Annotated in this window: 26 protein-coding genes; 6 read left to right on the top strand and 20 right to left on the bottom strand. The window is 73.5% G+C overall.

Annotated elements, in window-relative coordinates; genetic code table 11:
- Positions 1–38: 38 nt before the first annotated feature.
- Positions 39–626 carry a sigma-70 family RNA polymerase sigma factor gene (locus IEZ20_RS14470; protein ID WP_189298257.1) on the bottom strand — a complete coding sequence of 196 codons (588 nt, stop codon included), beginning with the start codon at positions 624–626 and terminating at the stop codon, positions 39–41.
- Between the two features lie 997 nt (positions 627–1,623).
- Positions 1,624–2,235, bottom strand: a complete 612-nt coding sequence (locus IEZ20_RS14465) for a response regulator transcription factor (protein WP_003948568.1) — start codon at positions 2,233–2,235, stop codon at positions 1,624–1,626.
- Between the two features lie 381 nt (positions 2,236–2,616).
- On the opposite strand from IEZ20_RS14465, the gene IEZ20_RS14460 reads away from it, so the two are divergent.
- Positions 2,617–2,946, top strand: a complete 330-nt coding sequence (locus tag IEZ20_RS14460; protein WP_189298255.1) for a WhiB family transcriptional regulator — start codon at positions 2,617–2,619, stop codon at positions 2,944–2,946.
- Between the two features lie 118 nt (positions 2,947–3,064).
- Here IEZ20_RS14460 and IEZ20_RS14455 read toward each other — a convergent pair whose 3' ends face one another.
- Positions 3,065–3,973, bottom strand: a complete 909-nt coding sequence (locus IEZ20_RS14455; protein ID WP_189298253.1) for a LysR family transcriptional regulator — start codon at positions 3,971–3,973, stop codon at positions 3,065–3,067.
- 80 nt (positions 3,974–4,053) lie between these two features.
- On the opposite strand from IEZ20_RS14455, the gene IEZ20_RS14450 reads away from it, so the two are divergent.
- The 3 genes from IEZ20_RS14450 to IEZ20_RS14440 all read left to right on the top strand — a co-directional run bounded on the left by IEZ20_RS14450 (position 4,054) and on the right by IEZ20_RS14440 (position 6,355).
- Positions 4,054–4,722 carry an MOSC domain-containing protein gene (locus IEZ20_RS14450; protein ID WP_189298251.1) on the top strand — a complete coding sequence of 223 codons (669 nt, stop codon included), beginning with the start codon at positions 4,054–4,056 and terminating at the stop codon, positions 4,720–4,722.
- Positions 4,723–4,798: 76 nt separating this feature from the next.
- Positions 4,799–5,572 (top strand): SDR family NAD(P)-dependent oxidoreductase, encoded by a 774-nt coding sequence (locus tag IEZ20_RS14445; RefSeq protein ID WP_189298249.1) that lies wholly within the window; start codon positions 4,799–4,801, stop codon positions 5,570–5,572.
- A gap of 75 nt (positions 5,573–5,647) precedes the next feature.
- Entirely contained in the window at positions 5,648–6,355 is a 708-nt protein-coding gene (locus tag IEZ20_RS14440; protein WP_189298247.1) for an ester cyclase, read from the top strand.
- Between the two features lie 61 nt (positions 6,356–6,416).
- On the opposite strand, the gene groL is transcribed toward IEZ20_RS14440, so the two are convergent.
- The 4 genes from groL to IEZ20_RS14420 form a co-directional block, all read right to left on the bottom strand.
- Positions 6,417–8,042, bottom strand: coding sequence for a chaperonin GroEL (gene groL, locus IEZ20_RS14435; RefSeq protein WP_189298245.1), 1,626 nt, complete (start codon positions 8,040–8,042; stop codon positions 6,417–6,419).
- A gap of 118 nt (positions 8,043–8,160) precedes the next feature.
- Positions 8,161–8,469 (bottom strand): co-chaperone GroES, encoded by a 309-nt coding sequence (gene groES, locus IEZ20_RS14430; RefSeq protein ID WP_004955293.1) that lies wholly within the window; start codon positions 8,467–8,469, stop codon positions 8,161–8,163.
- Positions 8,470–8,823: 354 nt separating this feature from the next.
- Positions 8,824–9,639: a polysaccharide deacetylase family protein gene (locus tag IEZ20_RS14425; protein WP_189298243.1), complete on the bottom strand. Its 816-nt coding sequence runs from the start codon at positions 9,637–9,639 to the stop codon at positions 8,824–8,826.
- Positions 9,636–10,547 carry a polysaccharide deacetylase family protein gene (locus IEZ20_RS14420; RefSeq protein WP_189298241.1) on the bottom strand — a complete coding sequence of 304 codons (912 nt, stop codon included), beginning with the start codon at positions 10,545–10,547 and terminating at the stop codon, positions 9,636–9,638. The genes IEZ20_RS14425 and IEZ20_RS14420 overlap by 4 nt, the downstream gene beginning before the upstream one ends.
- 90 nt (positions 10,548–10,637) lie before the next feature.
- Here IEZ20_RS14420 and IEZ20_RS14415 point away from each other — a divergent pair, with 90 nt between their 5' ends.
- Positions 10,638–11,804 (top strand): class I SAM-dependent methyltransferase, encoded by a 1,167-nt coding sequence (locus IEZ20_RS14415; protein WP_189298238.1) that lies wholly within the window; start codon positions 10,638–10,640, stop codon positions 11,802–11,804.
- 44 nt (positions 11,805–11,848) lie between these two features.
- On the opposite strand, the gene IEZ20_RS14410 is transcribed toward IEZ20_RS14415, so the two are convergent.
- The 9 genes from IEZ20_RS14410 to tsaB form a co-directional block, all read right to left on the bottom strand.
- Positions 11,849–13,099, bottom strand: coding sequence for an RNA polymerase sigma factor (locus IEZ20_RS14410; protein WP_229896060.1), 1,251 nt, complete (start codon positions 13,097–13,099; stop codon positions 11,849–11,851).
- Between the two features lie 42 nt (positions 13,100–13,141).
- Positions 13,142–13,498: a YciI family protein gene (locus tag IEZ20_RS14405; protein WP_189298234.1), complete on the bottom strand. Its 357-nt coding sequence runs from the start codon at positions 13,496–13,498 to the stop codon at positions 13,142–13,144.
- Positions 13,499–13,607: 109 nt separating this feature from the next.
- On the bottom strand, positions 13,608–14,960 hold the full coding sequence (locus IEZ20_RS14400) for an FG-GAP-like repeat-containing protein (protein WP_189298232.1): 1,353 nt from the start codon (positions 14,958–14,960) through the stop codon (positions 13,608–13,610).
- Positions 14,961–15,032: 72 nt separating this feature from the next.
- Positions 15,033–16,076: an LCP family protein gene (locus tag IEZ20_RS14395; protein ID WP_189298230.1), complete on the bottom strand. Its 1,044-nt coding sequence runs from the start codon at positions 16,074–16,076 to the stop codon at positions 15,033–15,035.
- 179 nt (positions 16,077–16,255) lie between these two features.
- The gene (locus IEZ20_RS14390; RefSeq protein ID WP_189298228.1) at positions 16,256–17,293 is read right to left on the bottom strand and encodes a LacI family DNA-binding transcriptional regulator; all 1,038 of its coding nucleotides are present in this window, start codon (positions 17,291–17,293) and stop codon (positions 16,256–16,258) included.
- Positions 17,294–17,630: 337 nt separating this feature from the next.
- Positions 17,631–17,888, bottom strand: a complete 258-nt coding sequence (locus tag IEZ20_RS14385; protein ID WP_189298226.1) for a hypothetical protein — start codon at positions 17,886–17,888, stop codon at positions 17,631–17,633.
- A complete protein-coding gene (gene tsaD, locus IEZ20_RS14380; RefSeq protein WP_189298224.1) occupies positions 17,885–18,970 on the bottom strand; it encodes a tRNA (adenosine(37)-N6)-threonylcarbamoyltransferase complex transferase subunit TsaD in 1,086 nt (361 codons plus the stop codon). The genes IEZ20_RS14385 and tsaD overlap by 4 nt, the downstream gene beginning before the upstream one ends.
- A complete protein-coding gene (rimI, locus tag IEZ20_RS14375) occupies positions 18,963–19,463 on the bottom strand; it encodes a ribosomal protein S18-alanine N-acetyltransferase (protein ID WP_189298544.1) in 501 nt (166 codons plus the stop codon). Before rimI ends, tsaD begins: the two co-directional genes overlap by 8 nt.
- 29 nt (positions 19,464–19,492) lie before the next feature.
- Positions 19,493–20,149, bottom strand: coding sequence for a tRNA (adenosine(37)-N6)-threonylcarbamoyltransferase complex dimerization subunit type 1 TsaB (gene tsaB, locus IEZ20_RS14370; RefSeq protein ID WP_189298223.1), 657 nt, complete (start codon positions 20,147–20,149; stop codon positions 19,493–19,495).
- 112 nt (positions 20,150–20,261) lie between these two features.
- Here tsaB and IEZ20_RS14365 point away from each other — a divergent pair, with 112 nt between their 5' ends.
- Positions 20,262–20,816 (top strand): hypothetical protein, encoded by a 555-nt coding sequence (locus IEZ20_RS14365; protein ID WP_189298221.1) that lies wholly within the window; start codon positions 20,262–20,264, stop codon positions 20,814–20,816.
- A gap of 412 nt (positions 20,817–21,228) precedes the next feature.
- Here the strand turns inward: IEZ20_RS14365 and tsaE are convergent, their stop codons facing one another.
- From tsaE to IEZ20_RS14345, 4 genes are all read right to left on the bottom strand, one after another.
- The gene (tsaE, locus tag IEZ20_RS14360) at positions 21,229–21,741 is read right to left on the bottom strand and encodes a tRNA (adenosine(37)-N6)-threonylcarbamoyltransferase complex ATPase subunit type 1 TsaE (RefSeq protein WP_189298219.1); all 513 of its coding nucleotides are present in this window, start codon (positions 21,739–21,741) and stop codon (positions 21,229–21,231) included.
- A complete protein-coding gene (locus IEZ20_RS14355; protein WP_189298211.1) occupies positions 21,707–22,966 on the bottom strand; it encodes an alpha/beta fold hydrolase in 1,260 nt (419 codons plus the stop codon). Before IEZ20_RS14355 ends, tsaE begins: the two co-directional genes overlap by 35 nt.
- A 135-nt stretch (positions 22,967–23,101) precedes the next feature.
- Complete coding sequence (alr, locus tag IEZ20_RS14350; RefSeq protein WP_189298209.1) at positions 23,102–24,271, bottom strand: alanine racemase; 1,170 nt, start codon at positions 24,269–24,271, stop codon at positions 23,102–23,104.
- A gap of 295 nt (positions 24,272–24,566) precedes the next feature.
- On the bottom strand, positions 24,567–26,009 hold the full coding sequence (locus IEZ20_RS14345; RefSeq protein WP_189298207.1) for an NAD(P)H-hydrate dehydratase: 1,443 nt from the start codon (positions 26,007–26,009) through the stop codon (positions 24,567–24,569).
- Positions 26,010–26,046: the final 37 nt, after the last annotated feature.

Below are 26,046 nucleotides of genomic sequence, written 5' to 3'. Positions count from 1 at the left end.
GTTCAGCGGAGGAGCTACGGCGGCTCCGCACACGGGGATTACTGTTCGGCGAGCGCCCTGAGGCGGCTCAGGGCCCGGTGCTGGGCAACGCGGACCGCACCGGGTGACATTCCCAACATCTGCCCCGTCTCCTCCGCGGTCAAGCCCACGGCGATGCGCAGCAGGAGCAGCTCGCGCTGGTTCTCCGGCAGGTTGGCCAGCAGTTTCTTGGCCCACTCGGCGTCGCTGCTGAGCAGGGCGCGCTCCTCGGGGCCGAGGGAGTCGTCGGGCCGCTCGGGCATCTCGTCGGACGGCACCGCGGTCGACCCGGGGTGGCGCATCGCCGCGCGCTGGAGGTCGGCGACCTTGTGCGAGGCGATGGCGAAGACGAACGCCTCGAAGGGGCGGCCGGTGTCGCGGTAGCGGGGCAGGGCGAGGAGGACCGCCACGCAGACCTCCTGGGCCAGGTCCTCCACGAAGTGCCGCGCGTCGCCGGGGAGCCGGGACAGCCGGGTGCGGCAGTAGCGCAGCGCCAGCGGGTGGACGTGCGCGAGCAGGTCGTGCGTGGCCTGCTCGTCCCCGTCGACGGCACGATGCACGAGCGCACCGAACGCCCCCTGGGCCGTGCCCGCCTCGTCGTCGCGCATCGGTCCATGGTGCCCTGCGGCCGTCCGGTCCGTCGCATCGTGTTCGTGGTTGTGCACCGAAGCGTTATGAGCAGGTGCGCCGGCACTCATCCCCTGCGCCCTCCCCTTCCGCTCGACCGACTCGTCCCCGAGAGACTCCACATCTCAAGGATGCGGCATCCGCGCCGAAACGAGCAGCGCGCGTCCGGCGGGCCGCCTTGCACCCGTCCCTCCAGGGGGCTCCCGGGGGTCGCGCGCCGGCGCACGGGCGCACATGATGAGGCGCTTTCGTGCGCCGATGGACACCGCCGTGCGCCGGAGCCTCCGCCGCACGGCACGTACGACCGAATCCCGGGGCCACCGGTCCGCGCGCACCACCGAATCCCAAGGCCACCTGTCCGCGCGCACGACCGGAACCGGGGCCCGCCTGTCCGCGCGTACGGCGATGACGTGCCCCAGGAGGGTTCACTGCCCGGCACGCTCCTCCGGGCGGTTCGAGGGACGCGCCCCGGCGTCGTCGGCACGGCCTGCCGGGCCCCTATCAAGGCAGGATCCGGTCAGAGCGCGCCCAGGGCACGCGCGTCGCGCCGGACCCGAGCGCACACGGACACCGAAGAGCCACGCCGGACCGGAGTCCGCACGGCTCTCCGCGACCTGCCGGAGCGCTCCGGGGCCCCGGGCAAGCGGTGCCGTACCGGCGCGCCGGACCGCGGCCGGCCCGCGACCGCGCCATGCCGTCCGGTGCGGGCCGGGCCACCGGTGGGTCGGCAGGCCGCCCGGGCGGGAGCACCGGGCGGGAGCGGGGCCGGGCGGTGACGGCGTCGGTCCGCAGTGGACACCGCGTCCGCCGGACGACGACGACAGCCCGCAGCGCGAGCCACGCCCGCCGGACGACGACGGCATCGGCCCACGGTGCGCACCGCGTCCGCCGGACGGTAACGGCGCCGGTCCGCGGCGCACGCCGCGTCCGCCGGGTGGCGGCCGTCGGTGCCGGGCGGCCCGCAGGGCCTCGCACCGGTTACCGGACCAGTCCCCAGCGGAAGCCGAGGGCCACCGCGTGGGCCCGGTCGGAGGCGCCGAGCTTCTTGAACAGGCGCCGCGCGTGCGTCTTGACGGTGTCCTCGGAGAGGAACAGCTCACGGCCGATCTCGGCGTTCGAGCGGCCGTGGCTCATGCCCTCCAGGACCTGGATCTCGCGCGCGGTGAGCGTGGGCGCGGCGCCCATCTCGGCCGAGCGCAGCCGGCGCGGGGCGAGCCGCCAGGTCGGGTCGGCGAGCGCCTGTGTCACCGTGGCCCGCAGCTCCGCGCGCGAGGCGTCCTTGTGCAGGTAGCCACGGGCTCCGGCGGCGACCGCGAGGGCCACGCCGTCGAGGTCCTCGGCGACCGTGAGCATGATGATCCGCGCGCCCGGGTCGGCCGACAGCAGCCGGCGCACGGTCTCGACGCCGCCCAGACCGGGCATGCGCACGTCCATCAGGATGAGGTCGGAGCGGTCGGCGCCCCAGCGGCGGAGGACTTCCTCGCCGTTGGCCGCCGTCGTCACACGCTCGACACCGGGCACGGTCGCGACCGCGCGGCGCAGCGCTTCTCGGGCAAGCGGGGAGTCGTCGCAGACGAGGACGGATGTCATGACCGCCCTCCGCAGCTGATGCGCGTCACCTTGAGCCTCCAGGCTGGTACGGAATCGTCACCTGTGCGGTCGACCGTCTCGGACGCCTGCCCGAGCGCTTGTGTCTTCAACCGCCTCCGCACTCTCAACGACGGTCACTCGAAAGAGTTACGGCTCCGCGTGCCGTCTTCGGCACTCTACGTGACGGCACCGACACGGTGCAGACATGCCCGACGGACTCTCAACTTTTCATCACAACCTATGCCCCATTCGGCCCCTTTTCTTCCCGTTTCGCAGTGTCCGGAGCTAGATTCGCAATGAGTCATATTTTCATCTCCTTAGACCGGAGATGTACGGTCGTTGGCACCGTATCCGCCCAGAACGGCGACAAGGGGTCACGTAATGGCAGATTTCTCCCGCCTTCCCGGACCGAACGCGGACCTGTGGGACTGGCAGCTGCTGGCTGCCTGCCGCGGGGTGGACAGCTCGCTCTTCTTCCACCCGGAGGGCGAGCGCGGGGCGGCTCGGAGCGCTCGTGAGAACTCGGCCAAGGAGGTCTGCATGAGGTGCCCGGTCCGTGCGGAGTGCGCGGCGCACGCTCTGGCGGTGCGCGAGCCGTACGGGGTCTGGGGCGGACTGACCGAGGACGAGCGTGAGGAATTGATGGGGCGGGCGCGCAACCGCCTCGTGGCGGCGTCGAGCACCAGCGGGGACACCGCCTCAGATCACTGAAGGAACGTTTTTTCACCCATGGGCGATCATTCCTTCCCTACCGGGCACGCACGCGCGTGCCCATGACTCTGCCGCGCACCCGCACCGCACCCCTACTACGCACACCCCCGCCGTACCCCTACGCGCGCCCGGCCGTCCGTGCCGCCCGGGCCAGCTGTTCCAGCGTCGCCGACACGGCCGGCACCTGTGCCAGGTCGGGCAGGGTGAGGGCGACGATCTCCCGCCGGACCGCCGGTTCCAGCCGGACCGTGTGCACGCCTCGCGGCCGTACCGACTCCACGGCCAGCTGGGGCAGCACCGCGACGCCGAGGCCCGCGCCGACCAGCCCGACCACGGCCGGGTAGTCGTCGGTGGCGAAGTCGATGCGCGGGGTGAACCCGGCCCCCTCGCACACCTCGATCAACTGGCCGCGGCAGCGCGGGCAGCCCGCGATCCAGGGCTCCTCGGCCAGTTCGCCGATGGCGACGGTCTCCGCGCGTGCGAGCCGGTGCCGCTCGGGGACCAGGGCGACCAGCCGGTCCCTCAGCAGGGGCCGTACGACGAGGTCGTCCCATTCCTCGGCGGCCGCCGCCCCCTCGTAGCGGAAGGCCAGGGCCAGGTCGCAGTCGCCCTCCCGGAGCAGCTCGACGGACTTCGGGGGCTCGGCCTCCTCCAGGGAGACGCGGGTGCCGGGGTGGGCGGCGCGCAGGGCGGCCAGGGCGGTGGGGACCAGGGTGGAGCTGCCGCTGGGGAAGGAGACCAGGCGGACCCGGCCCGCGCGCAGGCCGGCGATGGCGGCGACCTCCTCCTCGGCTGCGGTGAGCCCGGCGAGGATGCCGGAGGCGTGCCGGACCAGGGCGTCGCCGGCCTGGGTGAGGCGCATCTCGCGTCCGGTGCGGACCAGCAGCGGGGTGCCGACGGAGGTCTCCAGGGCCTTCATCTGCTGGCTGACGGCGGGCTGGGTGCAGCCCAGCAGGCGCCCCGCCGCGGAGAAGGATCCGGTGGTGGCGACGGCGCGCAGGACGCGGAGATGACGGGCCTCGATCACCTGTCGAGCATAAGGCAGCCTTGGGTGGGGCGCCCGATAATGCGTCGACGCTTTGGGGCCGGATCGCTTACCGTGCGGGGATGAAGCTTCTTTCCGTCAATCTGGGCAGCGCGCGGCAGGTCCCGTACACGAGCCAGCCGGAGGGCCTGACCGGCATCGACAAGCGCCCGGCCGACGGGCCGGTGCGGGTGGCGGCGCCGGGGCCCAAGGGGACCGGCGCGAGCGGACTCGCCGGGGACGCGGTGTGCCACCTGCGCCACCACGGCGGGGACGATCAGGCGGTGTACGCGTACGCCCGCGAGGACCTCGACACGTGGGAGCGCGAACTCGGCCGATCGTTGGCCAACGGTTGCTTCGGCGAGAACCTGACGACGGACGGCCTGGACGTCTCGGGGGCGCTGATCGGCGAGCGCTGGCGGATCGGTTCCGAGGTGGTGCTGGAGGTGACCTCGGGCCGCATCCCGTGCAACACGTTCCAGGGCCATCTGGGCGAGCGCGGCTGGGTCAGGAGGTTCACACAGAAGGGCGCAACGGGTGCCTACCTCCGGGTGATCGAGCCGGGTGAGATCCAGGCGGGCGACCCGGTGGAGATCGTGCACCGTCCGGACCACGGGGTGACGGCGGCGATGCAGTTCCGCGCGGTCACCACCGAGCGGGAGCTGCTGCCGCGGCTGCTCGCGGCGGGCGAGGCGCTGCACTCGGAGACGCTGGCGCAGGCCCGGGAGTACGTGGCGCGGCACGGGGCCTGACCACCCGTCAGGACGCCGTCGGTGACAGGGCGCGCGGGCAGCGGAAGCTGTCGGTCCGGGTCACTACCCTTGGGCCATGACAACGTCTCTGATTACGGGATCGACCGCGGGGATCGGTGCCGCGTTCGCGCGGCGGCTGGCGGCTGACGGGCACGACCTCGTCCTGGTGGCACGGGACACCGGACGGCTGCGCGAGCAGGCGACGGAACTGCACGACCGGCACGGCATCGAGGTGGAGGTGCTGACCGCCGACCTGGCCGAGGACAAGGGCATCGAGGCGGTCGCCGAGCGGCTCGGCGACCGGAAGAACGCGGTCGACCTGCTGGTCAACAACGCCGGTTTCGGCAACAAGGGCCGCTATCTGGAAGTGCCGATGGCGGACGAGCTGCGGATGCTCAAGGTGCACTGCGAGGCGGTGCTCCGGCTGACGTCGGCGGCGGCCGAGGCGATGCGTGAGCGCGGCCGGGGCGGGGTGGTGAACGTCGCCTCGGTGGCCGCCTTCGTCCCGCGCGGCACGTACGGCGCGTCCAAGGCGTGGGTCGTGCAGTTCACCCAGGGCGCGGCGAAGGACCTGGCGGGCAGCGGGGTGCGGCTGATGGCACTGTGCCCGGGGTTCGTGCGGACCGAGTTCCACCAGCGGGCCGGCATGGGCACGGACAACATCCCGGGCTGGATGTGGCTGGACGCGGACAAGCTGGTCGCGGCGGCCCTGGCCGACCTCGCGCGCGGCAGGACGCTGTCCATCCCGGACCCCCGGTACAAGGCGCTGATGGGGCTGGTGAAGGTGGCCCCGCGCGGGCTGCTGGGCGGGATCAGCTCCCGGACGGGGCGCAGGTACGGGCCGCAGTAACGACGGGTGACGCCGCCGTCCCGGTGGGAAAATGGGCGGGACGGTACCGGACCCAGGGGGGTCGGAGGCGGCGTCATGACCTTCGTACAGCTCATCGAGTGCAGGACGAGCCGGATGGACGAGATGAACCGGCTCATGGACGACTGGGTCCGGCAGACCAAGGGGAAGCGGACGGCGACGCACGCGCTGGTCGCCACGGACCGGTCGGACACGTCGCACGTGGTGGAGGTCGTGGAGTTCCCGTCGTACGAGGAGGCGGTGCGGAACTCGAACCTCCCGGAGACCGACCGGATCTTCCGCGAGATGGCGGCGCTGTGCGACGAGAAGCCGAGGTTCACCGACCTGGACGTCGTACGGGACGAGCGCCTGGTCGAGGGGGTCGTGCGCGGGCTCTTCGACGCGCTGTGCACGCCGGGTGAGCTGCCGCCGCTCAACGACCTGCTGGACGAGGACATCCACAGCCGCGACCCGATGAACCCGCAGGACACCATCGGGCTGGACAACGTCCGCGCCGAGTTCCGGATGTGGCGCGGCGCCTTCGACTTCGCGTTCACCGTCGAGGACGTGCTCGCCCAGGGCGACCGGGCGTGCGCGCGGTGGACCTGGAACGCCACGCACCGGGGCGACTTCCTGGGGATCGCGCCCACGGGCCGGCAGGTCTCCATGACCGGGATGACACTGTGCCGCTTCGCCGGGAACGGCAAGATCGCCGAGCTGTGGTGGCAGCACGACCAGCTGGGGCTGATGCAGCAACTGGGGGCGCTGGACGAGCTGGAGCAGTAGACAGGGCGAAGGCCCGGCCCCCTTCGCCGGGGTACCGGGCCTTCACTCGGGAGCTGTTCGCTCAGTGGGCGTGGCCGTGGCCGTGGCCCGCGGCGGCCGGCTCTTCCTCTTCCTTCTTCTCGACGACCAGGGTCTCGGTCGTGAGCAGCAGGGAGGCGATGGAGGCGGCGTTCTCCAGGGCGGAGCGGGTGACCTTGACCGGGTCGATGACGCCGGCCTTGATCAGGTCGCCGTACTCGCCGGTGGCGGCGTTGTAGCCCTGCCCCTTCTCCAGGTCCTTGACCTTGGAGACGATGACGTAGCCCTCCTGGCCGGCGTTCTCGCCGATCCAGCGCAGCGGCTCGACCACGGCGTTGCGGACCACGGCGACACCGGTGGCCTCGTCGCCGGTCTTGTCCAGGTTGCCGTCCAGGACCTTGGAGGCGTGGACCAGGGCGGAGCCACCACCGGAGACGATGCCCTCCTCGACCGCGGCGCGGGTCGCGGAGATGGCGTCCTCCAGACGGTGCTTCTTCTCCTTCAGCTCCACCTCGGTGGCGGCGCCGACCTTGATCACGCACACGCCGCCGGCCAGCTTCGCGAGGCGCTCCTGGAGCTTCTCGCGGTCCCAGTCGGAGTCGGTGTTCTCGATCTCGGCCTTGATCTGCGCGACGCGACCCTGCACGTCCTCGGACTTGCCGGCGCCGTCGACGATCGTGGTGTCGTCCTTGGTGACGGTGACGCGGCGGGCGGAACCCAGCACGTCCAGGCCGACCTGGTCGAGCTTGAGGCCGACCTCCTCGGAGATGACGGTGGCGCCGGTGAGGACGGCCATGTCCTGCAGCATCGCCTTGCGGCGGTCGCCGAAGCCGGGGGCCTTCACCGCGACGGCGTTGAAGGTGCCGCGGATCTTGTTGACGACCAGGGTCGACAGGGCCTCGCCCTCGACGTCCTCGGCGATGATCAGCAGCGGCTTGGAGGAGCCGGCCTGGATGACCTTCTCCAGCAGCGGCAGCAGGTCCGCGATGGCGGAGATCTTGCCCTGGGTGATGAGGATGTACGGCTCGTCGAGGACGGCCTCCATGCGCTCCTGGTCCGTCACGAAGTACGGCGACAGGTAGCCCTTGTCGAAGGCCATGCCCTCGGTGAAGTCCAGCTCCAGACCGAAGGTGTTGGACTCCTCGACGGTGATGACACCGTCCTTGCCGACCTTGTCCATCGCCTCGGCGATCAGCTCGCCGACCTGCTGGTCCTGGGCGGACAGCGCGGCGACGGCGGCGATGTCGGACTTCTCGTCGATCGGGCGGGCGGAGGCCAGCAGATCCTCGGAGACGGCCTTGACCGCGGCGTCGATGCCCTTCTTCAGGGCGGCCGGGGAGGCACCGGCGGCGACGTTCTTCAGACCCTCGCGGACCAGCGCCTGGGCGAGGACCGTGGCGGTGGTGGTGCCGTCACCAGCGATGTCGTTGGTCTTGGTCGCCACCTCCTTCACCAGCTGGGCGCCGAGGTTCTCGTACGGGTCCTCGATCTCGACCTCGCGGGCGATCGTGACACCGTCGTTGGTGATGGTCGGGGCGCCGAACTTCTTGTCGATGACGACGTTGCGGCCGCGCGGGCCGATCGTCACCTTGACCGTGTCGGCAAGCTTGTTGACGCCGCGCTCAAGGGCGCGACGGGCGTCCTCGTCGAACTTCAGGATCTTCGCCATGGCAGCGGGAGCCCTCTCGGAAATCTGTGGGTGAAAAACGCCGCGCCCCGGGCGCCCGGCTTCTTATCGATCGCGGGGGCCAGGGGCGCAGCTTCAAGCAGAGAGTCGCTTGAGGTGATTACTTCTCGATGATCGCGAGCACGTCGCGAGCCGAGAGGACGAGGTACTCGTCGCCGTTGTACTTCACCTCGGTGCCGCCGTACTTGCTGTAGAGGACGACGTCGCCGACCTTGACGTCGAGCGGCAGACGCTCGCCGTTCTCGAACCGGCCCGGGCCCACGGCGAGGACGGCGCCCTCCTGGGGCTTCTCCTTCGCGGTGTCCGGAATGACCAGGCCAGAGGCCGTGGTCTGCTCGGCGTCCAGCGGCTGGACCACGATGCGGTCCTCAAGCGGCTTGATGGCAACCTTGGAGCTGGCGGTCGTCACGATCCGACCTCCCCCTTCGGAGATCTCACGGGGTTAACTGTCTGAGGTGGCGACCAGGTGGATCCGTCGTCGCGGGTGCCGGACCTGCCCGTCGCGTTTGTTGGCACTCTCCAGGGGGGAGTGCCAGACCCGAGACTATGACCGCGATTAGCACTCGGTCAAGCGGAGTGCCAATTGCCGTGCGTCGCGTCGGCCGCGGCCGGCGCGCGTGGGGGTCCCGGCGGCCCGTGCCGCCCCGCTGTCCCCGGGCGGCTGCCGCCCCCCGAAGGCCCGCTTGCGTCCTTGCGGCCCTCGTCCTCGCCACTCCCCCGAAGGGGGCACCCCGGCCGGGCCGGAATCGCCCGGCCGCGCCGGTCAGCCCACGTAGTCCTCCAGCCGCGCCACCGTCATCCCCTCCTCCTGCACCTCCCTCAGCACCCGCACCGTGCGTTCCCGCAGCGGTGGGCCCGGGTTCTCGTCGGGGCCCACCAGGACGATGTCGCCGGGGCGCAGGTGGTGGGGGCCGCGGGTGTAGGCGAGGCCCGCGGGGGTGAGGGCGGCGCGCCACAGGACGAGCGCGGAGATGCCGCAGCCGGCCGCCGCGCGCAGGGTGGTGCGGTCGTAGGAGCCGTAGGGCGGGCGGAAGAGGCGGGGGCGGACGCCGAGGCGGGCGCGGAGGCGGTCCTGCTGGCCGCAGATCCCGGCGCGCTGGCCGGCGTAGGGCAGTCCGGCCGGCGCCCGGTGGTCGACGGTGTGGTTCTCGATGCCGGCGCCGAGCGCGCGCAGCCGGGCGAAGTGGCCGTACGCGGGGGCGGCGACGCTGTCGGTGAGGAACAGGGTGACCGGGAGGCGGAGGTCGCGGACCATGTCGGCGAAGCGGGGGTCGCGGTCGGAGCCGTCGTCGTAGGTGAGGAAGACGACCGGGTCGCGGGTGGTGACGTGGTCGAGGACCGGGGGCAGGCCGTGGGCCGCGGGGCGGTCGGCGAGCGGGCGGGCCGGGGGCACCGGGGAGCGGGCGAGGGGGCGGGTCAGGCCCCAGGCGCGGTAGGCGCGGCCGGGGCCGGTGGTGTGCGGACGTACTCCTTCGGCGGCCTTCTTGCCGAGGCGTTCGATGGGGTCGACGGACTGGGCGCAGCCCGTGAGGAGCAGGGCCGTGGCGAGGACCGCGGCAGGACCCCGCAGGCGCCTCACAGGTAGTCCTCCAGGCGGGCCACGGCGTAGCCCTCGCGCGTGACCTTGTTCAGGAAGCGGCGCATGTCGTCCACCATCGTGCCGTCCCAGTCGTCCCGGCCGCGGAAGTGGGTGAGGACGATGTCGCCGGGGCGCAGCCGCTGGTCGTCCTCGCGGTACTCCCAGTGGTCGACGAAGACCTCCTCGTTCCAGATGGGCGCGTACCTGATGCCGCACTCCTTGGCGGCGACCAGGGTGTCCTGGTTGTAGTTGCCGTACGGCGGCCGGAAGACGGTGGGCGCCTTGCCGAACTCCTTCTTCATGACGGCCTGCATGCCGCAGATCTCGTCCTTCTGCTCCTCGTAGGTCAGGCCCGGCAGGTAGGGGTGGTGGAGCGTGTGGTTGTTGAGGGTGTTGCCGTAGGAGCGCATCCTGCGGAAGTAGCCGTAGTCGTCCTTCACCAGGTAGTTGCTGAGGAAGGCGGTGTACGGGATCTTCAGCTCCCGCATCATGGCGAGGAACCGGGGGTCCTTCTCCGCGCCGTCGTCGATCGTCAGGAAGACGACCTTGTGCCGGGTGGGGACGGTGGTGAAGACGGGTGGCAGGTTCCAGTCCTCCTGGTGGTCCACCTCGAAACCGTCGCGGGCGCTGATCCGCGGCTTGACCGCGGGTGGGGGCGGAGGGGCCAGCGGGACCTGGTCCAGCCCCCAGCGCCGGGCGGCGGCGGCCAGCCGGGCGTGTTCGGCGGCCCGGCGGGCCGCCGGGTCCTGGGGCTGGGCGGGGCCGCCCCGGCCGGGTGCGGTGTGGACGGCTTCGGGTCCGGCGCAGCCGGAGAGCAGGGCGGCGGTGGCGCATGCGGCGGCTCCCCCGCCGAGGGCCAGACGCCGCAACCGCGCCCGACTTTTGTCATTTTGTACTACTGCTCGCATGGTGCCGGATCCTCCCAGGCCCCGGCCCGCAACCCCGGCCGACACCGCCGCCGGAGGCGCACCATCCACCGACTGGCCCACAATGACCCGGTGAACGACCTCGCACTGCTCCTCACCCCCGAAGGCCGCGCCCTCCTCGACGAGGTGCGCGACACCGAGCCCGCGCAGGAGCTGGCCGTGGCCACCCGGCTGCGCCGCGAGCATCCGGCCGAGCTGGTCTCGGCCGCGCTCGGCCAGGCCCGGCTGCGGCAGCGGGCGGTGGCGAAGTTCGGCGCCGAGGACGCCGGGCGGATGTTCTTCACGCCGAACGGGGTCGAGCAGTCGACGCGGGCGAGCGTGGCGGCGTACCGGGCCCGGCGGCTGCGGGAGCTGGGCGTGGCCTCCGTCGCCGACCTGTGCTGCGGGATCGGCGGGGACGCGGTCGCGATGGCGCGGGCCGGGATCCGGGTGCTGGCCGTGGACCGGGACCCGCTGACGGCGGCGGTCGCCCGGGCCAACGCCGAGGCGCTGGGGCTGGCCGCCCTGATCGAGGTGCGCGAGGCCGACGTCACCGAGGTGGACACCGCCGGGTACGACGCGGTGTTCGTGGACCCGGCGCGCCGGGGCGGTCGGGGCCGCGTCTTCGACCCGGAGGCGTACTCGCCGCCGCTGTCCTGGGCGGTCGAGACGGCCCTGAAGGCCCCCCGGGCCGCGCTGAAGGTCGCTCCGGGCATCCCGCACGAGGTGGTCCCGGACCGGGCCGAGGCCGAGTGGATCTCCGACGGCGGGGACGTGAAGGAGGCGGTGCTGTGGTTCGGGACCGGCGCGCCGGGCACCGTACGGGCCACCCTGCTGCCCGGCCCGCGCACCCTCGTCGGCCGCGGGCTGCCCGACCCCGGGGTGCGGCCGGTGGGGCGCTACCTGTACGAGCCGGACGGTGCCGTGATCCGCGCGCACCTGGTCGCCGAGGTGGCCGAGGAGGTCGGCGGCGGACTGCTGGACCCGACCATCGCCTACGTCACCGCCGACGCGCCGCGGCCCACGCCGTACGCCTCCGCCTACGAGATCACCGACCACCTCCCCTTCAACGTCAAGAAGCTGAAGGCCCTGCTGCGCGAGCGCGAGGTCGGCACGCTGACCGTGAAGAAGCGCGGCTCGGCGGTCGAACCGGAGGAACTGCGCCGGAAGGTACGGCCGCAGGGCCCGAACGCGGCCACCGTGTTCCTGACCCGGGTGGCCGGGGCGCCGGCGATGCTGATCGGCCATCCGTCGGGGTGATGCCGGCGCACACGGAGTCATGGCGGCGCCGGCTGCCCTGACGCTCACTCCCCCGCCCGGCGCAGCAGCAGGTGGCGCTCCTTCCCGTTGTGGGTCAGGGCGGCCGCCCGGAGGAACTCCTCGCGGGCCTCGGCGGTGCGGCCGAGGCGGGACAGGAGGTCGCCGCGGACGCTGGGCAGCAGGTGGTAGCCGCGCAGGGCGGGTGCGGCGGCCAGGGCGTCCACCAGCTTCAGGCCCTCCGCCGGGCCGTCGGCCATCGACACGGCGACCGCGCGGTTCAGTTCGACCACCGGGGACGGCGCGCGGACGGCCAGCAGGCCGTACAGGGTGGCGATGGCGCGCCAGTCGGTGTCCTCGTAGCGGTACGCGCGCGCGTGGCAGGCGGCGATGGCGGCCTGGAGGGCGTACGGGCCCGGGGGGCCGCTCGCGGTGGCCCCGGCGCGGTCGAGGGCGCGGACCCCGCGTGCGATGAGCATGCGGTTCCAGCGGCGCCGGTTCTGGTCCTTCAGCAGCACCGGTGTGCCGTCGGGGCCGGTGCGGGCGGCGGCGCGGGACGCCTGGAACTCCAGCAGCGCGGTCAGACCGTGCACCTCGGGCTCCTTGGGCATCAGCGCGGACAGCACCCGGGCCAGCCGCAGCGCGTCCTCGCACAGCCCGGGGCGCAGCCAGTCGTCGCCGGCGGTGGCCGCGTACCCCTCGTTGAAGATCAGGTAGATGACGTCGAGGACGGAGCCGAGACGGGCCTCGCGGTCCGGTCCGTACGGCACCTCGAAGGCGACGTTCTGCGTGGCCAGGGTGCGTTTCGCGCGGACGATGCGCTGGGCGACGGTCGGCTCCGGGACCAGGTAGGCGCGGGCGATCTCGGCGGTGGTGAGGCCGCCGAGCAGGCGCAGCGTGAGCGCGGTGCGGGCCTGCGGGGACAGCACCGGGTGGCAGGTCGTGAAGACCAGCCGCAGCAGGTCGTCGTCGATGTCGTCCGGGTCGGCCGGTTCGTCGTACGACGGCGAGGCCGCCCGGAGGTCCCGGCCGATCCCGGCGAGTTTGCGGGCGTAGGTCTCACGGCGCCGGACCAGGTCGACGGCCCGGTGCCGGGCGGTGGCCATGAGCCAGGCGCCGGGGTTGTCCGGCACCCCCTCGCGGGGCCACCGCTCCAGGGCGGCGACGAGGGCGTCCTGCGCCAGTTCCTCGGCGATGCCGACGTCCCGGACGATCCGGGCGACGCCGGCGACCACGCGGGGCGACTCCAGGCGGAAGACGGTCTCGATCGCGTGTGCCGCAGTGGGCTGTGCTTCCACAGCCCACATGCAACACCCGGGGCGCGGGAAGGCCAAACGGGATCAGCCCTCGGCGATCTCCCGCACCTCGCAGGAGACGGTCCAGTACGGCTCGTGGACCTGGAGGAACCGCTTGGTCCACTCCAGTGCCTCGGCCTTGTCCTTGCACTGCATGAGCGCGTAGCCGCCGATGACCTCCTTGGCCTCGGTGAAGGGCCCGTCGGTGACGGAGAGCCTGCCGCCCTCCCAGCGCACGGTGGTGCCCTGGGAGGAGGGCGTCAGCCCGGCGGTGTCGAGCATGACGCCGGCCTTGGTGATTTCCTCGATCAGTTCGCCCATCCGGTCCATCAGCTCCTGGCTGGGGCCGCCGGCGGGGGCGGAGGACTCGTCGACGTGCACGATGGACAGGTAGCGGGGCATGGTGACTCCTTCGGCCGGACGGCGGGGCCTGTCCCCGCCGCTCACCCCTTGCGTCGAACGGGAGCGACGCACATCGACACGCTCGCCGGATTTTTTTTCCGGGGACTTCCTACTTCAGCCCGAAGCCGAACGACGCCTTCCGGTACGGCGCCCCCACCGTCTTCCCGCCGAAGACCGCGGCCGCGTCCGTGACCAGGCCGGACGGGCGTCCGCGCAGCACCCAGACCGCGCCGTCGCCGCCGTCCTCGCCGGGGGCGGCGGCGGCCAGGTCGGCGTGGCCGTTGCCGTTGACGTCGAGCAGCCGGACGACATAGCCGAAGGCGTCGTGCTGCTCGGCGGTGCCGGGCACCCCCTTGGTGTCCTGCCCGAACGCCTGGGCGCCGGCGCCGGTCAGCCCGGAGCGGCTGCCGCGCAGCACGTCGACCACGCCCTCGCCGTTCTCGTCGGGCACGCCGACCGCGACGTCGTCGATGCCGTCACCGGTGATGTCCCCGACGGCGACCGCCTGGCCGAACTTGTCGTTGCTCTCCCGGCTGCCGGGGACGCCGGGCGTGTCCTGCGTGAACCGCTTCCAGGTGGACTCGCCGCGCAGCCCGGACGCGCTGCCGTACATCACCCAGATCGCGTTGTCGTCCTGGAACCCGGTGACGAGGTCGCCGTAGCCGTCGCCGTTGAGGTCGCCGATGGCCGCCGCGCCGTCGCCGCTGCGGTAGGGCTGGGTGACGCGGGAGAGGCCGGCGGGACCGCTCAGGTACAACTGGCTGCAGTTGTTGCCGTCGCCGCAGTAGCCGGTCAGCACCAGGTCGGTGCGGCCGTCGCCGTTGATGTCGCCGGTGTCGCCGTTGTGCATGTCGACGTACTGGAGGTGCTCGGGGTCGAGCGGGGTGCGCGCGGCCGGGGTGCCGGTGCGCTTGATCGGGCCCTTCCAGATCTCGGCGGTGCTGCCGGCCGGGTCGTCGCCCATGCCGGAGCCGCCCTGGATCACGGCGAGGTCGAGACGTCCGTCGCCGTCGAAGTCCCCGCTCTGGTGGGAGTTGCCCGGGATCGCCGTGCCCCCGGACAGTCCGCGTGGGCCGCCCCAGACGACGACCCCGGCGGTGACGAGGTCGGCGTAGCCGTCGCCGTCCAGGTCGCCCTTGGTGATCTGCAGGCCGAAGCCCTGCCCCTTGACGGGGTCGCCGGGGACGCCGGCGGTGGCCCGGCTGATGATCGCGCGGTGCCCGGCGGACAGGCCGTGCGGGCCGCCGTAGAGCACGGCGACGTAGCCGGCCCGGGCCTGGCCGCCGACCGTGGCGTTCGGGGCGCCGATCGCGAGGTCGGCGTAGCCGTCGCCGTTGAAGTCGTCATGGACCGGGGTGCTCTTCGGCGGGGCGGCGGACACGGCCGGGGCGGCGAGGCCGAGCGTGGTCAGGCCCAGGGTCAGCGGCAGGGCCCAACGGGTGTGCGAACGCGAGCGGAACAACGGAAAACCCCCTGGTGTACAGCTGTTCGGTCATCGCAGCAGACCCGTGCCTCACCCGGAAGGTTGTACGGATCAGCGCAGGGAGGCCCACAGTTCGGCCGCCGCCGGTTCGTCGGCGACGACCCGGTTGGGGTCGGAGGGTGCGGGGACGACCGGCATGGTCAGCGTCCGCACCCGGCCGGGGTCGAGGTCCTTCAGGCTGCGGCCGAGGCTCGTCAGCTCGTTCAGGGAGTCCAGGCCGGTGTCGGTGGTGAGGCCGGCGGTGGCGGCGTCCGCGACCTTGTAGAGCTTGGCCGGGTCGGTGAGCAGGCCGGCGTCGGAGAGCTGTCCCAGCAGGGCCTTGACCAGTGTCTGCTGGAGTCCTATGCGGCCCAGGTCGCTGCCGTCGCCTATGCCGTGCCGGGTGCGGGCGAGGGCCAGGGCCTGCGTGCCGTCGAGGTGGTGGGTGCCGGCCTCGAGGTGCAGATGACTCTTGTCGTCGTCGATGTCCCGGCCGGTGGTGACGTCGACCCCGCCGAGCGCGTCGACCAGCTCGGCGAAGCCGGAGAAGTCGATTTCGAGGTAGTGGTCCATGCGGACGCCGGTGAGCGACTCGACGGTCTTCACCGCGCACACCGGTCCGCCCACCGCGTAGGCGCTGTTGAACATGACTCCGTACGCCGGTGCCGTGCTGCCGCCGGAGGAGAGCGGGCAGGCGGGGCGGGTGACGAGGGTGTCGCGGGGGATGCTGACGACGGTGGCCCTGGTGCGGCCCCCGGCGAGGTGCACGACCATCGCGGTGTCGGACCGGGCCCCGCCGCTGTCACCGCCGCCGAGTTCCCGGTTGGCCTTGCCGCTGCGCGAGTCCGAGCCGAGCACCAGGAGGTTCAGGGAGCCGGTGGGCAGCGGGGAGGCGCCGGCGGAGGGGGTGGTGACGGCCCTGGCCGGACGGTCGTCGCCGAGTGCGCTGTTGATGTCGACGCCGGTGATGTTGCGCTCGAGGTGCCAGTAGGCCCAGCCCGCCGCCGCCGCGCCCAGCGCCAGGGCACCCGCCAGGGTGAGACCGACGGCCTTCAGCGCTCCGGGCCGCCGGCCCACCCGTCTGCCCGCGTCGCCTTGCTCCTCGTGTCGCGTCACGACAGGAACGTAAGTCCGAATTATTAGGGGACTGTTAGCGGAAGCGGTCTGTGTCGGTTTTCTTGGGGAACTCTCATCTTCCGGTTCAGCCCGGCGTCACCACGGGCACCGGAAAATTTCGGTAGCTCACCCGATCGACTTCGGAGGCGTGCGGGGTGCGCCCCGCACCCGTCAAAACGTCAACTTCCGGCCACGGCGGGTGCCGCCGTGCTCGACCGCACCACCAGGCTCGTCGCCAGCTCCACCCGGGTCGCCGCCCGCTCCTCCTGCGCGCGCCCCAGCTCCAGCACGAGCCGGGCCGCGGCCTCGGCCATCTCGGTGAGCGGCTGCCGTACGGTCGTCAGCGGCGGGCCCACCCAGCGGGCCACCGGCAGATCGTCGAAGCCGACCACGCTGAGGTCCTCCGGGATGCGCAGACCCAGTTCACGGGCGGCCTCGTACAGGCCGAGCGCCTGGAGGTCGTTGCCCGCGAAGACGGCGGTGGGCCGGTCCGGGCGGCGCAGCAGCTGGAGGCCCAGGCGGTAGCCGGCCTCGTGGTGGAAGTCGCCGGCCACGACGAGCGAGGCGTCGGCGGGCAGCCCGGCCGTCTCCAGGGCGGCCCGGTAGCCGTCGACCCGGGCCCGGCTGCACATCATCCGGGACGGGCCGCTGATCGCGCCGATCCGGGTGTGCCCCAGCTCCACGAGGTGGCGGGTGGCGGCGAGCCCGCCCTGCCAGTTGGTGGCGCCGATGGACGGCACGTCCGGGCCCGGGTCGCCGGCCGGGTCCATCACCACGAACGGGATGGAGCGGCTGGTCAGCAGCGCCCGCTGGGACTCGTCGAGCTCGGAGAGCACCAGCACCACCCCGTGCGGACGGCGGGCGGCGACCTGGTCGGCCCAGGTGCGGCCGGGGGTGAGCCGGCCGGCCGACTCGGACAGGACCACGCTCAGCCCGGCGTCCCGGGCGACGTTCTCCACGCCCCGGATGACCTCCATCGCCCAGGCGCTCTCCAGCTCGTGGAAGACGACGTCGATCAGGGGCGAGCGGGAGGCCTCGGCGCGTCGGCGCCGGTAGCCGTAGGCGCGCAGCAGCTCCTCGACGCGGGTGCGGGTCGCGGGGGCGACGTCGGCACGGCCGTTGAGGACCTTCGAAACAGTCGGAGCCGAGACCCCGGCCTCACGGGCGATTTCGGCGAGGGTCGCCGTCTGCGTCTCTGCGGGCTTCGAAGGCTTCATGCCCGCGATCGTATCCCCGCCGGACCTCTTGACGAAGCCCTGCGCACGCCTCGGCTTTCTCGTAACATTCGACGCACTGAGCGAAACATTCGAAGCGCCGCGTGTGCCAGCGGAGTCCAGACCGGGGTTCCAGGAGTGAGACACACGAAAACACCCCGCCTCCGGAGATCCCGGGGGCGGGGTGTCGAGTGGAGCGCCGGGCAGGCCTTGCACCTGCATCTCCCCGCAGGAAGCGGGGCGTCTTTCCTTGGACCACCAACGCACTTGCGTCCGGGCCGGTTTCCCGGCCGTTCGCTGTGTGATGATCATAGCCCAGGTGAGGGGGGCTCGCGCAACCTCAGTGGTCCGCCACCGCCTCGAACCGCCACCGGTGCACGGCCCGGGTCACCAACGCCCCGTCCGGCTCGGGGAGTTCGGGCAGCGGGGCGTCGTACGGCGCGTCCCACCAGGTGATGACCAGCACCCGGTCCTGCGGCGCGCGGAAGGTCTCCCGCCGCAACGGCTCCGCGGCGAGGGGCTGTTCACGCACCCAGGCGAGCAGGTCCGCGCCCCGCCCCTCGGCCGCCCGGGCCTCCCACATCAGGGCGACCGTCATGAGTAGAGGTTCTCCTTGCTGACCTCGTGCACGTGGTCGTGGCCGGGGACGTGCGGGTCGGTCACCGGCAGGGAGGAGTCGGCCGACAGGTCCCAGCTGGAGGCGGCCCGGCCCCGGGCGACCATCTCGGCGCCGAGCGCGGCCACCATCGCGCCGTTGTCCGTGCACAGCTTGGGGCGCGGCACGCGCAGGCGGATCCCGGCCCTCTCGCAGCGCTCCTGGGCCAGGGCGCGCAGCCGGGAGTTGGCCGCCACACCGCCGCCGATCATCAGGTGGTCCACGCCCTCGTCCTTGCAGGCGCGCACGGCCTTGCGGGTCAGCACGTCGACCACGGCCTCCTGGAAGGAGGCGGCCACATCGCGCACCGGGACCTCCTCGCCGGCCGCCCGCCTGGCCTCGATCCAGCGGGCCACGGCGGTCTTCAGACCGGAGAAGGAGAAGTCGTACGCCGGGTCGCGCGGACCGGTCAGGCCGCGCGGGAAGGCGATGGCCTCCGGGTCGCCCTCGCGCGCGTACCGGTCGATGACCGGGCCACCGGGGAAGCCCAGGTTCAGCACGCGGGCGATCTTGTCGAAGGCCTCGCCGGCCGCGTCGTCGATGGTCGAGCCCATCGGGCGGACGTCGGAGGTGATGTCCGCCGACAGCAGCAGCGAGGAGTGGCCGCCGGAGACCAGCAGCGCCATCGTCGGCTCGGGCAGCGGGCCGTGCTCCAGCTGGTCCACGCAGATGTGGGAGGCGAGGTGGTTGACGCCGTAGAGGGGCTTGCCGAGGGCGTACGCGTACGCCTTGGCCGCGGAGACGCCGACGAGGAGGGCGCCGGCGAGGCCGGGACCGGCGGTGACCGCGATGCCGTCCAGGTCCTTGGCGCTGACCCCCGCCTCCTTCAGCGCGCGGTCGATGGTCGGGACCATCGCCTCCAGGTGCGCCCGGGAGGCCACCTCCGGCACGACACCGCCGAAGCGGGCGTGCTCGTCCACGCTGGAGGCGACGGCGTCCGCCAGCAGGGTGGTGCCGCGGACGATGCCGACGCCGGTCTCGTCGCAGGAGGTCTCGATGCCGAGGACGAGAGGTTCGTCAGTCATTGATATCGGTTCCTTGTACTGGGGCGGAGCCCTCGGCGGTGCCGCTGCCGGGTTCCGTGGTCAGGCGCATCACCAGGGCGTCCACGTTGCCCGGCTGGTAGTAGCCGCGCCGGAAGCCGATGGGGACGAAGCCGAAGCGCTCGTAGAGCTTCTGGGCGGGCAGGTTGTCGACCCGGCATTCGAGCATCACCTCGTGGCACTCGAACGCGGTCGCCGCGCGCAGCAGCTCGGTCAGCATCCGGGCGCCGAGGCCGGTGCCCTGGTGGTCGCGGGCGACCGCGATGGTCTGGACGTCGGCCAGCTCACCGGCGGCGGCCAGGCCCGCGTACCCGACGATCCGGCCGTCGGCGGACTCGGCGACGAGGTAGCACCGGGTGGCCCCGGTGCCCCGGGAGTGGGCCAGCTCGGACCAGAACATGCCCCGGGACCAGGCGTCCTCGGGGAACAGGTCCCGCTCCAGCTCCAGGACCGGGTCGATGTCCCACCAGCGCATCTCGCGCAGTCGGGGAGGTTCCGGCTGTGTCACTTGGGGGTGACCACCTTGTAGTTCTTGGGGACCTGGGCGTCCGGCCGGCGCAGGTACAGCGGCCGGGGCGCGGGGAGTTCCTCGCCGGCGGCGAGCTTCTCCGCGGCGAGACGGGCGAGGGCGGCGGCGGACACGTGCTCGGGCTCGTGGGCGCTCGGGAACGTGTCCGGGTAGAGCAGCGCGCCGGCGCCGACCGCCGGGAGACCCGCGACCTGCTCGGCGATGTCGGCCGGGCGGTCGACGGCCGGGCCGGTCAGCCGGGTCCGGGAGTCGGCGTACGTCGCCCAGTAGACCTCCTTGCGGCGGGCGTCGGTCGCCACGACGAAGGGGCCCTTCTCGATGTCGGCGGCGTAGGCGAGGCCGTCCAGCGTGCACAGGCCGTGCACCGGGACACCGAGGGCGAGGCCGAAGGTGTCGGCGGTCATCAGGCCGACGCGCAGGCCGGTGTAGGGGCCGGGGCCGGTGCCGACGACGATCCCGGTGACGGCCTCCAGCGTCAGGCCGGCCTCGGTGAGGACCCGGTCGACGGCCGGCAGCAGCAGTTCTCCGTGCCGGCGCGCGTCCACCTGACTCGACGAGGCGATGACGTCCGTGCCGTCGTGCAGCGCGACGGTGACGGCGGGTGTTGCGGTATCCAGAGCGAGCAAGAGCACGCGAACAGCCTACGGCGCCCGCGGCTCGCGCATCGCCGCCCGGGGCGGGCGGTCACCGACTGCTACGGTCGGTACGAAGTACGACATATCGCACGAAGCAGAGGTGGCGCAGGTGGCAGGGACCAGCTCGGGAATCGTGGCCGGCCTCACCGCGGTGGCTCTGGGGACGGTCGGTTTCCTCGCCTACCGGGCCCAGGCGACGCTGCCGGCGCACCTGGGCGCGGGGCCGGCGGCGCACGCGACGGCCGCCTCGAAGGCGCCGCGGGACCGGCACAACCCGACCGCCCTGCCGAACGGCTCCGGAACGGGTGAACGGGTCGTGTACTCGGTGGACGACGACCGGGTCTGGCTGGTCGCAGCCGGCAACCGGGTGGAGCGCACCTTCCGGGTACGGCCGGGCACCGTCGACCCGCCGGCCGGCACGTACTGGGTGACGTCCCGCTCCAACGCGGCCACCGGCACCGACGGCGTCCCCATCGAGCACGTCGTGCGGTTCACCAGCGTGGACGGGGTGACCATCGGGTTCAGCGCGGTGGTGGACGGCGCGGCGACGGGCATGGTGGCCGACACGGGGGTGAAGACCGGGGGGATCCGCGAGACCCGGGCCGACGGGGACGCGATGTGGAGGTTCGCGACGATCGGGGTGCGGGTGATCGTCATCCGCTAGGGGGACACGACACGCCGTCCTCCGGCCGCCGGGTCGGTCCGACTGCGGGTGCGTTCGACTGCCGGTGCGTTCGACTGCCGGTGCGTTGGGCTGCCGGTCCGCTGTGGCTCCGGTCCGTTGTGGCCGCCGGTCCGCTGGGCTGCCGGTCCGCTGTGGCTCCGGTCCGTTGTGGCCGCCGGTCCGCTGGGCTGCCGGGTCCGTTGTGGCCGCCGGGCCGTTGTGGCCGCCGGGCCGTTGTGGCCGCCGGGCCGTCGTGCCTCCGGGGCCGCTGTGGCTCCGGGCCCCTGTGGCCGCCGGTCCGCTGGGCTGCCGGGCCGCTGTGGCTCCGGGCCGTTGTGGCCGCCGGGCCGTCGTGGCTCCGGGGCCGTTGTGGCTGGTCGCGCCCTTCCCCGCGTCCCTCCGGGGGCGCGTTTCAGCCGGACAGGGTCTCCAGGCCCGCGTCGGACCAGCGCTCCCCCAGTCCCGTCACCGTCACGTGCCGCACCTCGTCCGTGGTGTCGCCGACCGCGCGGTGGATGACGACCTGGAGGCGGTCCTCGGTCAGCTCCTCCACCTTGCCCTCGCCCCACTCCACGACGATCACCGAGTCGGGCAGCGAGACGTCGAGGTCCAGGTCCTCCATCTCGTCCAGGCCGCCGGAGAGCCGGTAGGCGTCGACGTGCACCAGGGGCGGGCCGTCGCCGAGGGACGGATGCACCCGGGCGATCACGAAGGTCGGCGAGGTGACCGCGCCGCGCACGCCGAGGCCCTCGCCGAGCCCGCGGGTCAGCGTGGTCTTGCCCGCGCCCAGCTCTCCGCTGAGCATCACGAGGTCGCCCGCGCGCAGCAGTTCGGCGAGGCGGCGGCCCAGCTCCCGCATCTGTTCCGGGGAGGTGACGGTCAGCTGGGTCTCAGCGGGGTTGTGCGGTGCTGCTGGTGCTTCCATAGCCACTTACGGTAGCTCCTGCGGGCACCGCACCCGCGCGGGTGAGCAGGTCGGCGAGGCGGTCGGTGACCACTTCCGGGTGCTCCAGCATCACCAGGTGCCCGGCGTCCGGCACCAGCACCAGCTCGGCGTCGGGCAGCAGGTCGGCGATGGCCTCACTGTGCTCGCTGGGCGTGACCAGGTCCTGGACGCCGGCCAGCACGAGCACCGGCATGTCCCGGAAGCAGGCGAGCGCCTCGGTCTTGTCGTGGTCGGTGAAGGCCGGGTAGAACTCGGCGACCACGTCGATCGGCGTCGACTCGATCATCCGCTCGGCGAAGCGTTCCACGGCCGGGTCGATGTCCCGCCCCGCGAACGAGTACCGCTTGATGATCCCGGCGAACAGGTCGGCGGTGGCCCGGCGCCCCTTCTCCACCAGCTCCGCCTGCTGCCCGAGCGCCTTCAGCACACCGGGGAGGATCCGGCGCACCGCGTTGACGCCGGCCACCGGGAGCCCGAAGTTGACCTCTCCGAGCCGCCCGGAGGAGGTCCCCACGAGGGCGGTGGCGACGACCCGGTCCCGGATCAGCTCGGGGTACTGCGCGGCGAGGGCCATCACCGTCATTCCGCCCATCGAGTGACCGACCAGCACCACCGGCCCGTCCGGTACGGCGGCGTCGAGCACGGCCTTCAGGTCGCGGCCGAGCTGGTCGATGGTGAGGGGCACCTGGTCCCGGGTCTGGGCCACGCCCCGCCCGGACCGCCCGTGACTGCGCTGGTCCCAGTGCACGGTCCGCACCACCCCGCGCAGGGCCGCCCGCTGGAAGTGCCAGGAGTCCTGGCTGAGGCAGTAGCCGTGGCAGAAGACGACGGTGACCGGGGCGGGTGCCTTGCGGCCGAAGAGCCGGCGCCGGCGCGGGGAGACGTTCGGGCCGCGGTCGGGTTCGGCCTCGTCGACCTCGTAGTACAGCTCGGTGCCGTCGTCGGCGTACGCCTTGCCGGGGGTGCCGCGCAGGGTGCCGTACGGGCCCGCCGAGTCCAGCGCCAGCCGGGCCTTGCGGCGCATCCCGCGGCCCACCGTCATCCGCTCGACGGCGACACCGGCCGCCGCTCCGGCGGCGAGCACGCCTATCGCGGCGCCGGCGATGCCGGTCGCCCTGCGCCAGCTCCCGGCCGCTCCCGCGGCGGAGGCGGCGGCCGCCGAGGCGACGACGTCCGCCACGGCCTCCGCGCTGCTCTCGCTCACGTACCGCTCCTCTTCGCCGTACTGCAGTTCGCCTGGGTGGGTGATACGGATCGTGCCGCCGTGCTGGTTCCGCCGTGCCGGGTGCGGCGGACGTGACCGGTGCGTCCGGGAACGCGGGGTGCCGCTCCCGACGGGTTACCCGAGTTCTTGCCCGTTCACATAGACGCGGGGAACGCGCGTACCGATGCGTGTGACGATCTCGTACGCGATCGTGCCGCAGGCCTGCGCCCAGTCCTCCGCGGTGGGCTCGCCCCGGTCGCCGGGTCCGAACAGCACGGCCTCGCTGCCCACCGGGGGTTCGTCGCCGCCCAGGTCCACCACGAACTGGTCCATGGCGACCCGCCCGGCGACCGTCCGCCACTTGCCGTCGACCAGCACCGGGCCGGTGCCGGAGGCGTGCCGCGGGATGCCGTCCGCGTAACCCACCGGCACCAGGCCGAGGGTGGTCTCGCCGGGGGTGACGTAGTGGTGGCCGTAACTGACGCCGTGGCCGCCCGGGGTGCGCTTGACGAGGGCCAGCGAGGCGCTGAGCGTCATCACCGGGCGCAGCCCGAAGTCCGCCGGGGTGCCCAGCTCGGGGCTGGGCGAGACGCCGTACATGGCGATGCCCGTGCGGACCAGGTCGAAGTGGGTCTCGGGCAGGGTGAGGGTGGCCGGCGAGTTGGCGATGTGCCGTACCTCGGGCCGTACGCCCCGCTCCTCGGCGTACGCCGTCATCTCCCGGAAGCGGGCGAGCTGGGCGGCGATGGACGGGTGCCCGGGCTCGTCGGCACACGCGAAGTGCGACCACAGTCCGGTGACCCGGACCAGCCCCTCGGCCTCGGCCCGCAGGGCCGCGGCGACGAGTTCGGCCCAGTCCTCGCCGGGCTGGCAGCCGTTGCGGCCGAGGCCGGTGTCGGCCTTGAGCTGCACGCGCGCGGGGCGGCCCGCCGCACGGGCGGCCGCCACGACCTCCCGCAGGGCCCACATGCCGCTCAGCGAGACGTCGATGTCCGCCTCGATCGCCTGCCGCCAGGGCCCGCCCGGCACCCAGAGCCAGCACAGCATCCGGCCGGGCAGCCCGGCCGCGCGCAGCGCCAGGGCCTCCTCGGCCGTGGCCGTGCCGAGCCAGCTCGCGCCCGCGGCGAGGGCCTCGCGGGCACACGGCACCGCGCCGTGGCCGTATCCGTCGGACTTGACGACGGCCATCACGGCGGCGCCCTCGGCCCGGGCGCGCAGGGCCCGCACATTGGCGCGCAGGGCACCCAGATCGATCTCGGCGCGGGCGCGCAGGGCGGCGGTCGGCTCAGCAGCAGTCTCACTCATCGCGCCCCCAGTCTCTCAGAGCCACCGCGCGCGGGGCGTGGGCCGGGTCGATCCCGCGGTGGGGCCTCCGGCCGTCACCGGGCCACGGGTGCGTGGGGGCCGGTCGCGCAGCTCCCCGCGCCCCCAGGGAGTTACAGCACCGCCGACCACACCAAACCGCCCCGAGCGGGGACCGGGTCGATCCCGCGGTGGGGCCTCCGGCCGTCACCGGGCCACGGGCGCCCGGGAGCCGATCGCGCAGCTCCCCGCGCCCCCAGGGGGTGGCACCATCGCCGGCCACACCGCGCCGCACCGCTCAGCCCCGTACGTCTCTCCACGCCTGCGGAATGTGTGACGCCACGTCATGGGCCCCCGCCGGTGCTCCCTCTGCCGCGAACCGGCCCGCCAGCCCGTGCAGGTACGCCGCCGCGCTCCCCGCGTCCACCGCGCCCAGCCCCGCCGCCAGCAAGGACCCCGCGAGCCCGGACAGCACGTCGCCGCTCCCGGCCGTGGCCAGCCAGGGCGTCCCCGTGGCGTTCGCCCGTACCGGTCCGCCCGAGAAGTCGGCGACCAGCGTGGTCGAGCCCTTGAGCAGCACCGTCGCCCGGTACACCGCCGCGAGCTCCCGCACCGCGGCCAGCCGGGCCCCCTCGACCTCCTCCCGCCGCACGCCCAGCAGCGCGGCGGCCTCCCCGGCGTGCGGGGTCATCAGCGTCGGCGCCGTACGCCGCCGTACCGCGTCCCGTTCGGCCAGCCGCAGCCCGTCCGCGTCCAGCAGCACCGGCACGTCCGCCTCCAGCACCTCGGCGACGGTCGCCGCGTCGTCCCCGGCGCCGGGTCCGACCACCCAGGCCTGCACCCGACCGGCCCTGGCGGGCCCGGCGTCGGAGACGAGGGTCTCCGGGAAGCGGGCGATGACCGCCTCCCCGGCCGGCCCGACGTACCGTACGGCCCCGGCCCCGCCCCGCAGCGCGCCCGACACCGCCAGCACGGCCGCCCCGGGATAGCGCGCCGACCCGGCGGCGATCCCGACCACCCCGCGCCGGTACTTGTCGCTCTCCCCCGTCGGCACCGGCAACAGCCGGTCCACGTCGGCGTGTTGCAGGGCCTCCAGCACGGCGTCGGCGGGCGGCGGTTCCAGACCGATGTCGACGAGCCGCACCACCCCGGCGTACTCCCGCGCGGGATCCACCAGCAGCCCCGGCTTGTACGTGCCGAAGGTGACGGTCAGGTCGGCCCGGAGCGCGGCCCCGCGGACCTCGCCGGTGTCCGCGTCGACGCCGCTGGGCAGGTCCACGGCCACCACGGCGGCCCGGGACCGCGCCACCACCCCGGCGAGCCGCTCGGCGTCCGGCCGCAGCCCGCCCTTGCCGCCGATCCCGACGATGCCGTCCACGACCAGGTCGGCCCGCGGGAGCAGTTCCCCGACCGGGCCGGCGGCGTCCGCCGGGACGACGGCACCGCCCGCCCGGCGCAGGGCGGCGAGCCCCCCGCCGTGGGCCCGTCCCGGCGTCAGCAGGACCGCCGTCACACCCGCGCCGCGGCGGGCCAGCCGGGCCCCCGCGTACAGGGCGTCCCCGCCGTTGTCGCCGCTGCCGACGAGCAGCACCACCCGGCTGCCGTACACCCGCCCGAGCAGGTCGGAGCAGGCGGCGGCCAGCCCGGCGGCGGCCCGCTGCATCAGCGCGCCCTCCGGCAGCCGTGCCATCAACGCCCGCTCGGCCGCCCTTACCGTCTCCACGCTGTACGCAGTACGCATGCGGTCGAGTCTGCCCCGGAACCCCCGCGGTCCACAC

It is taken from the genome of Streptomyces cinerochromogenes, from assembly GCF_014648635.1.
GTDB classification, from domain to species: domain Bacteria; phylum Actinomycetota; class Actinomycetes; order Streptomycetales; family Streptomycetaceae; genus Streptomyces; species Streptomyces cinerochromogenes.
This window is presented reverse-complemented; position numbering and strand designations above follow the sequence as displayed.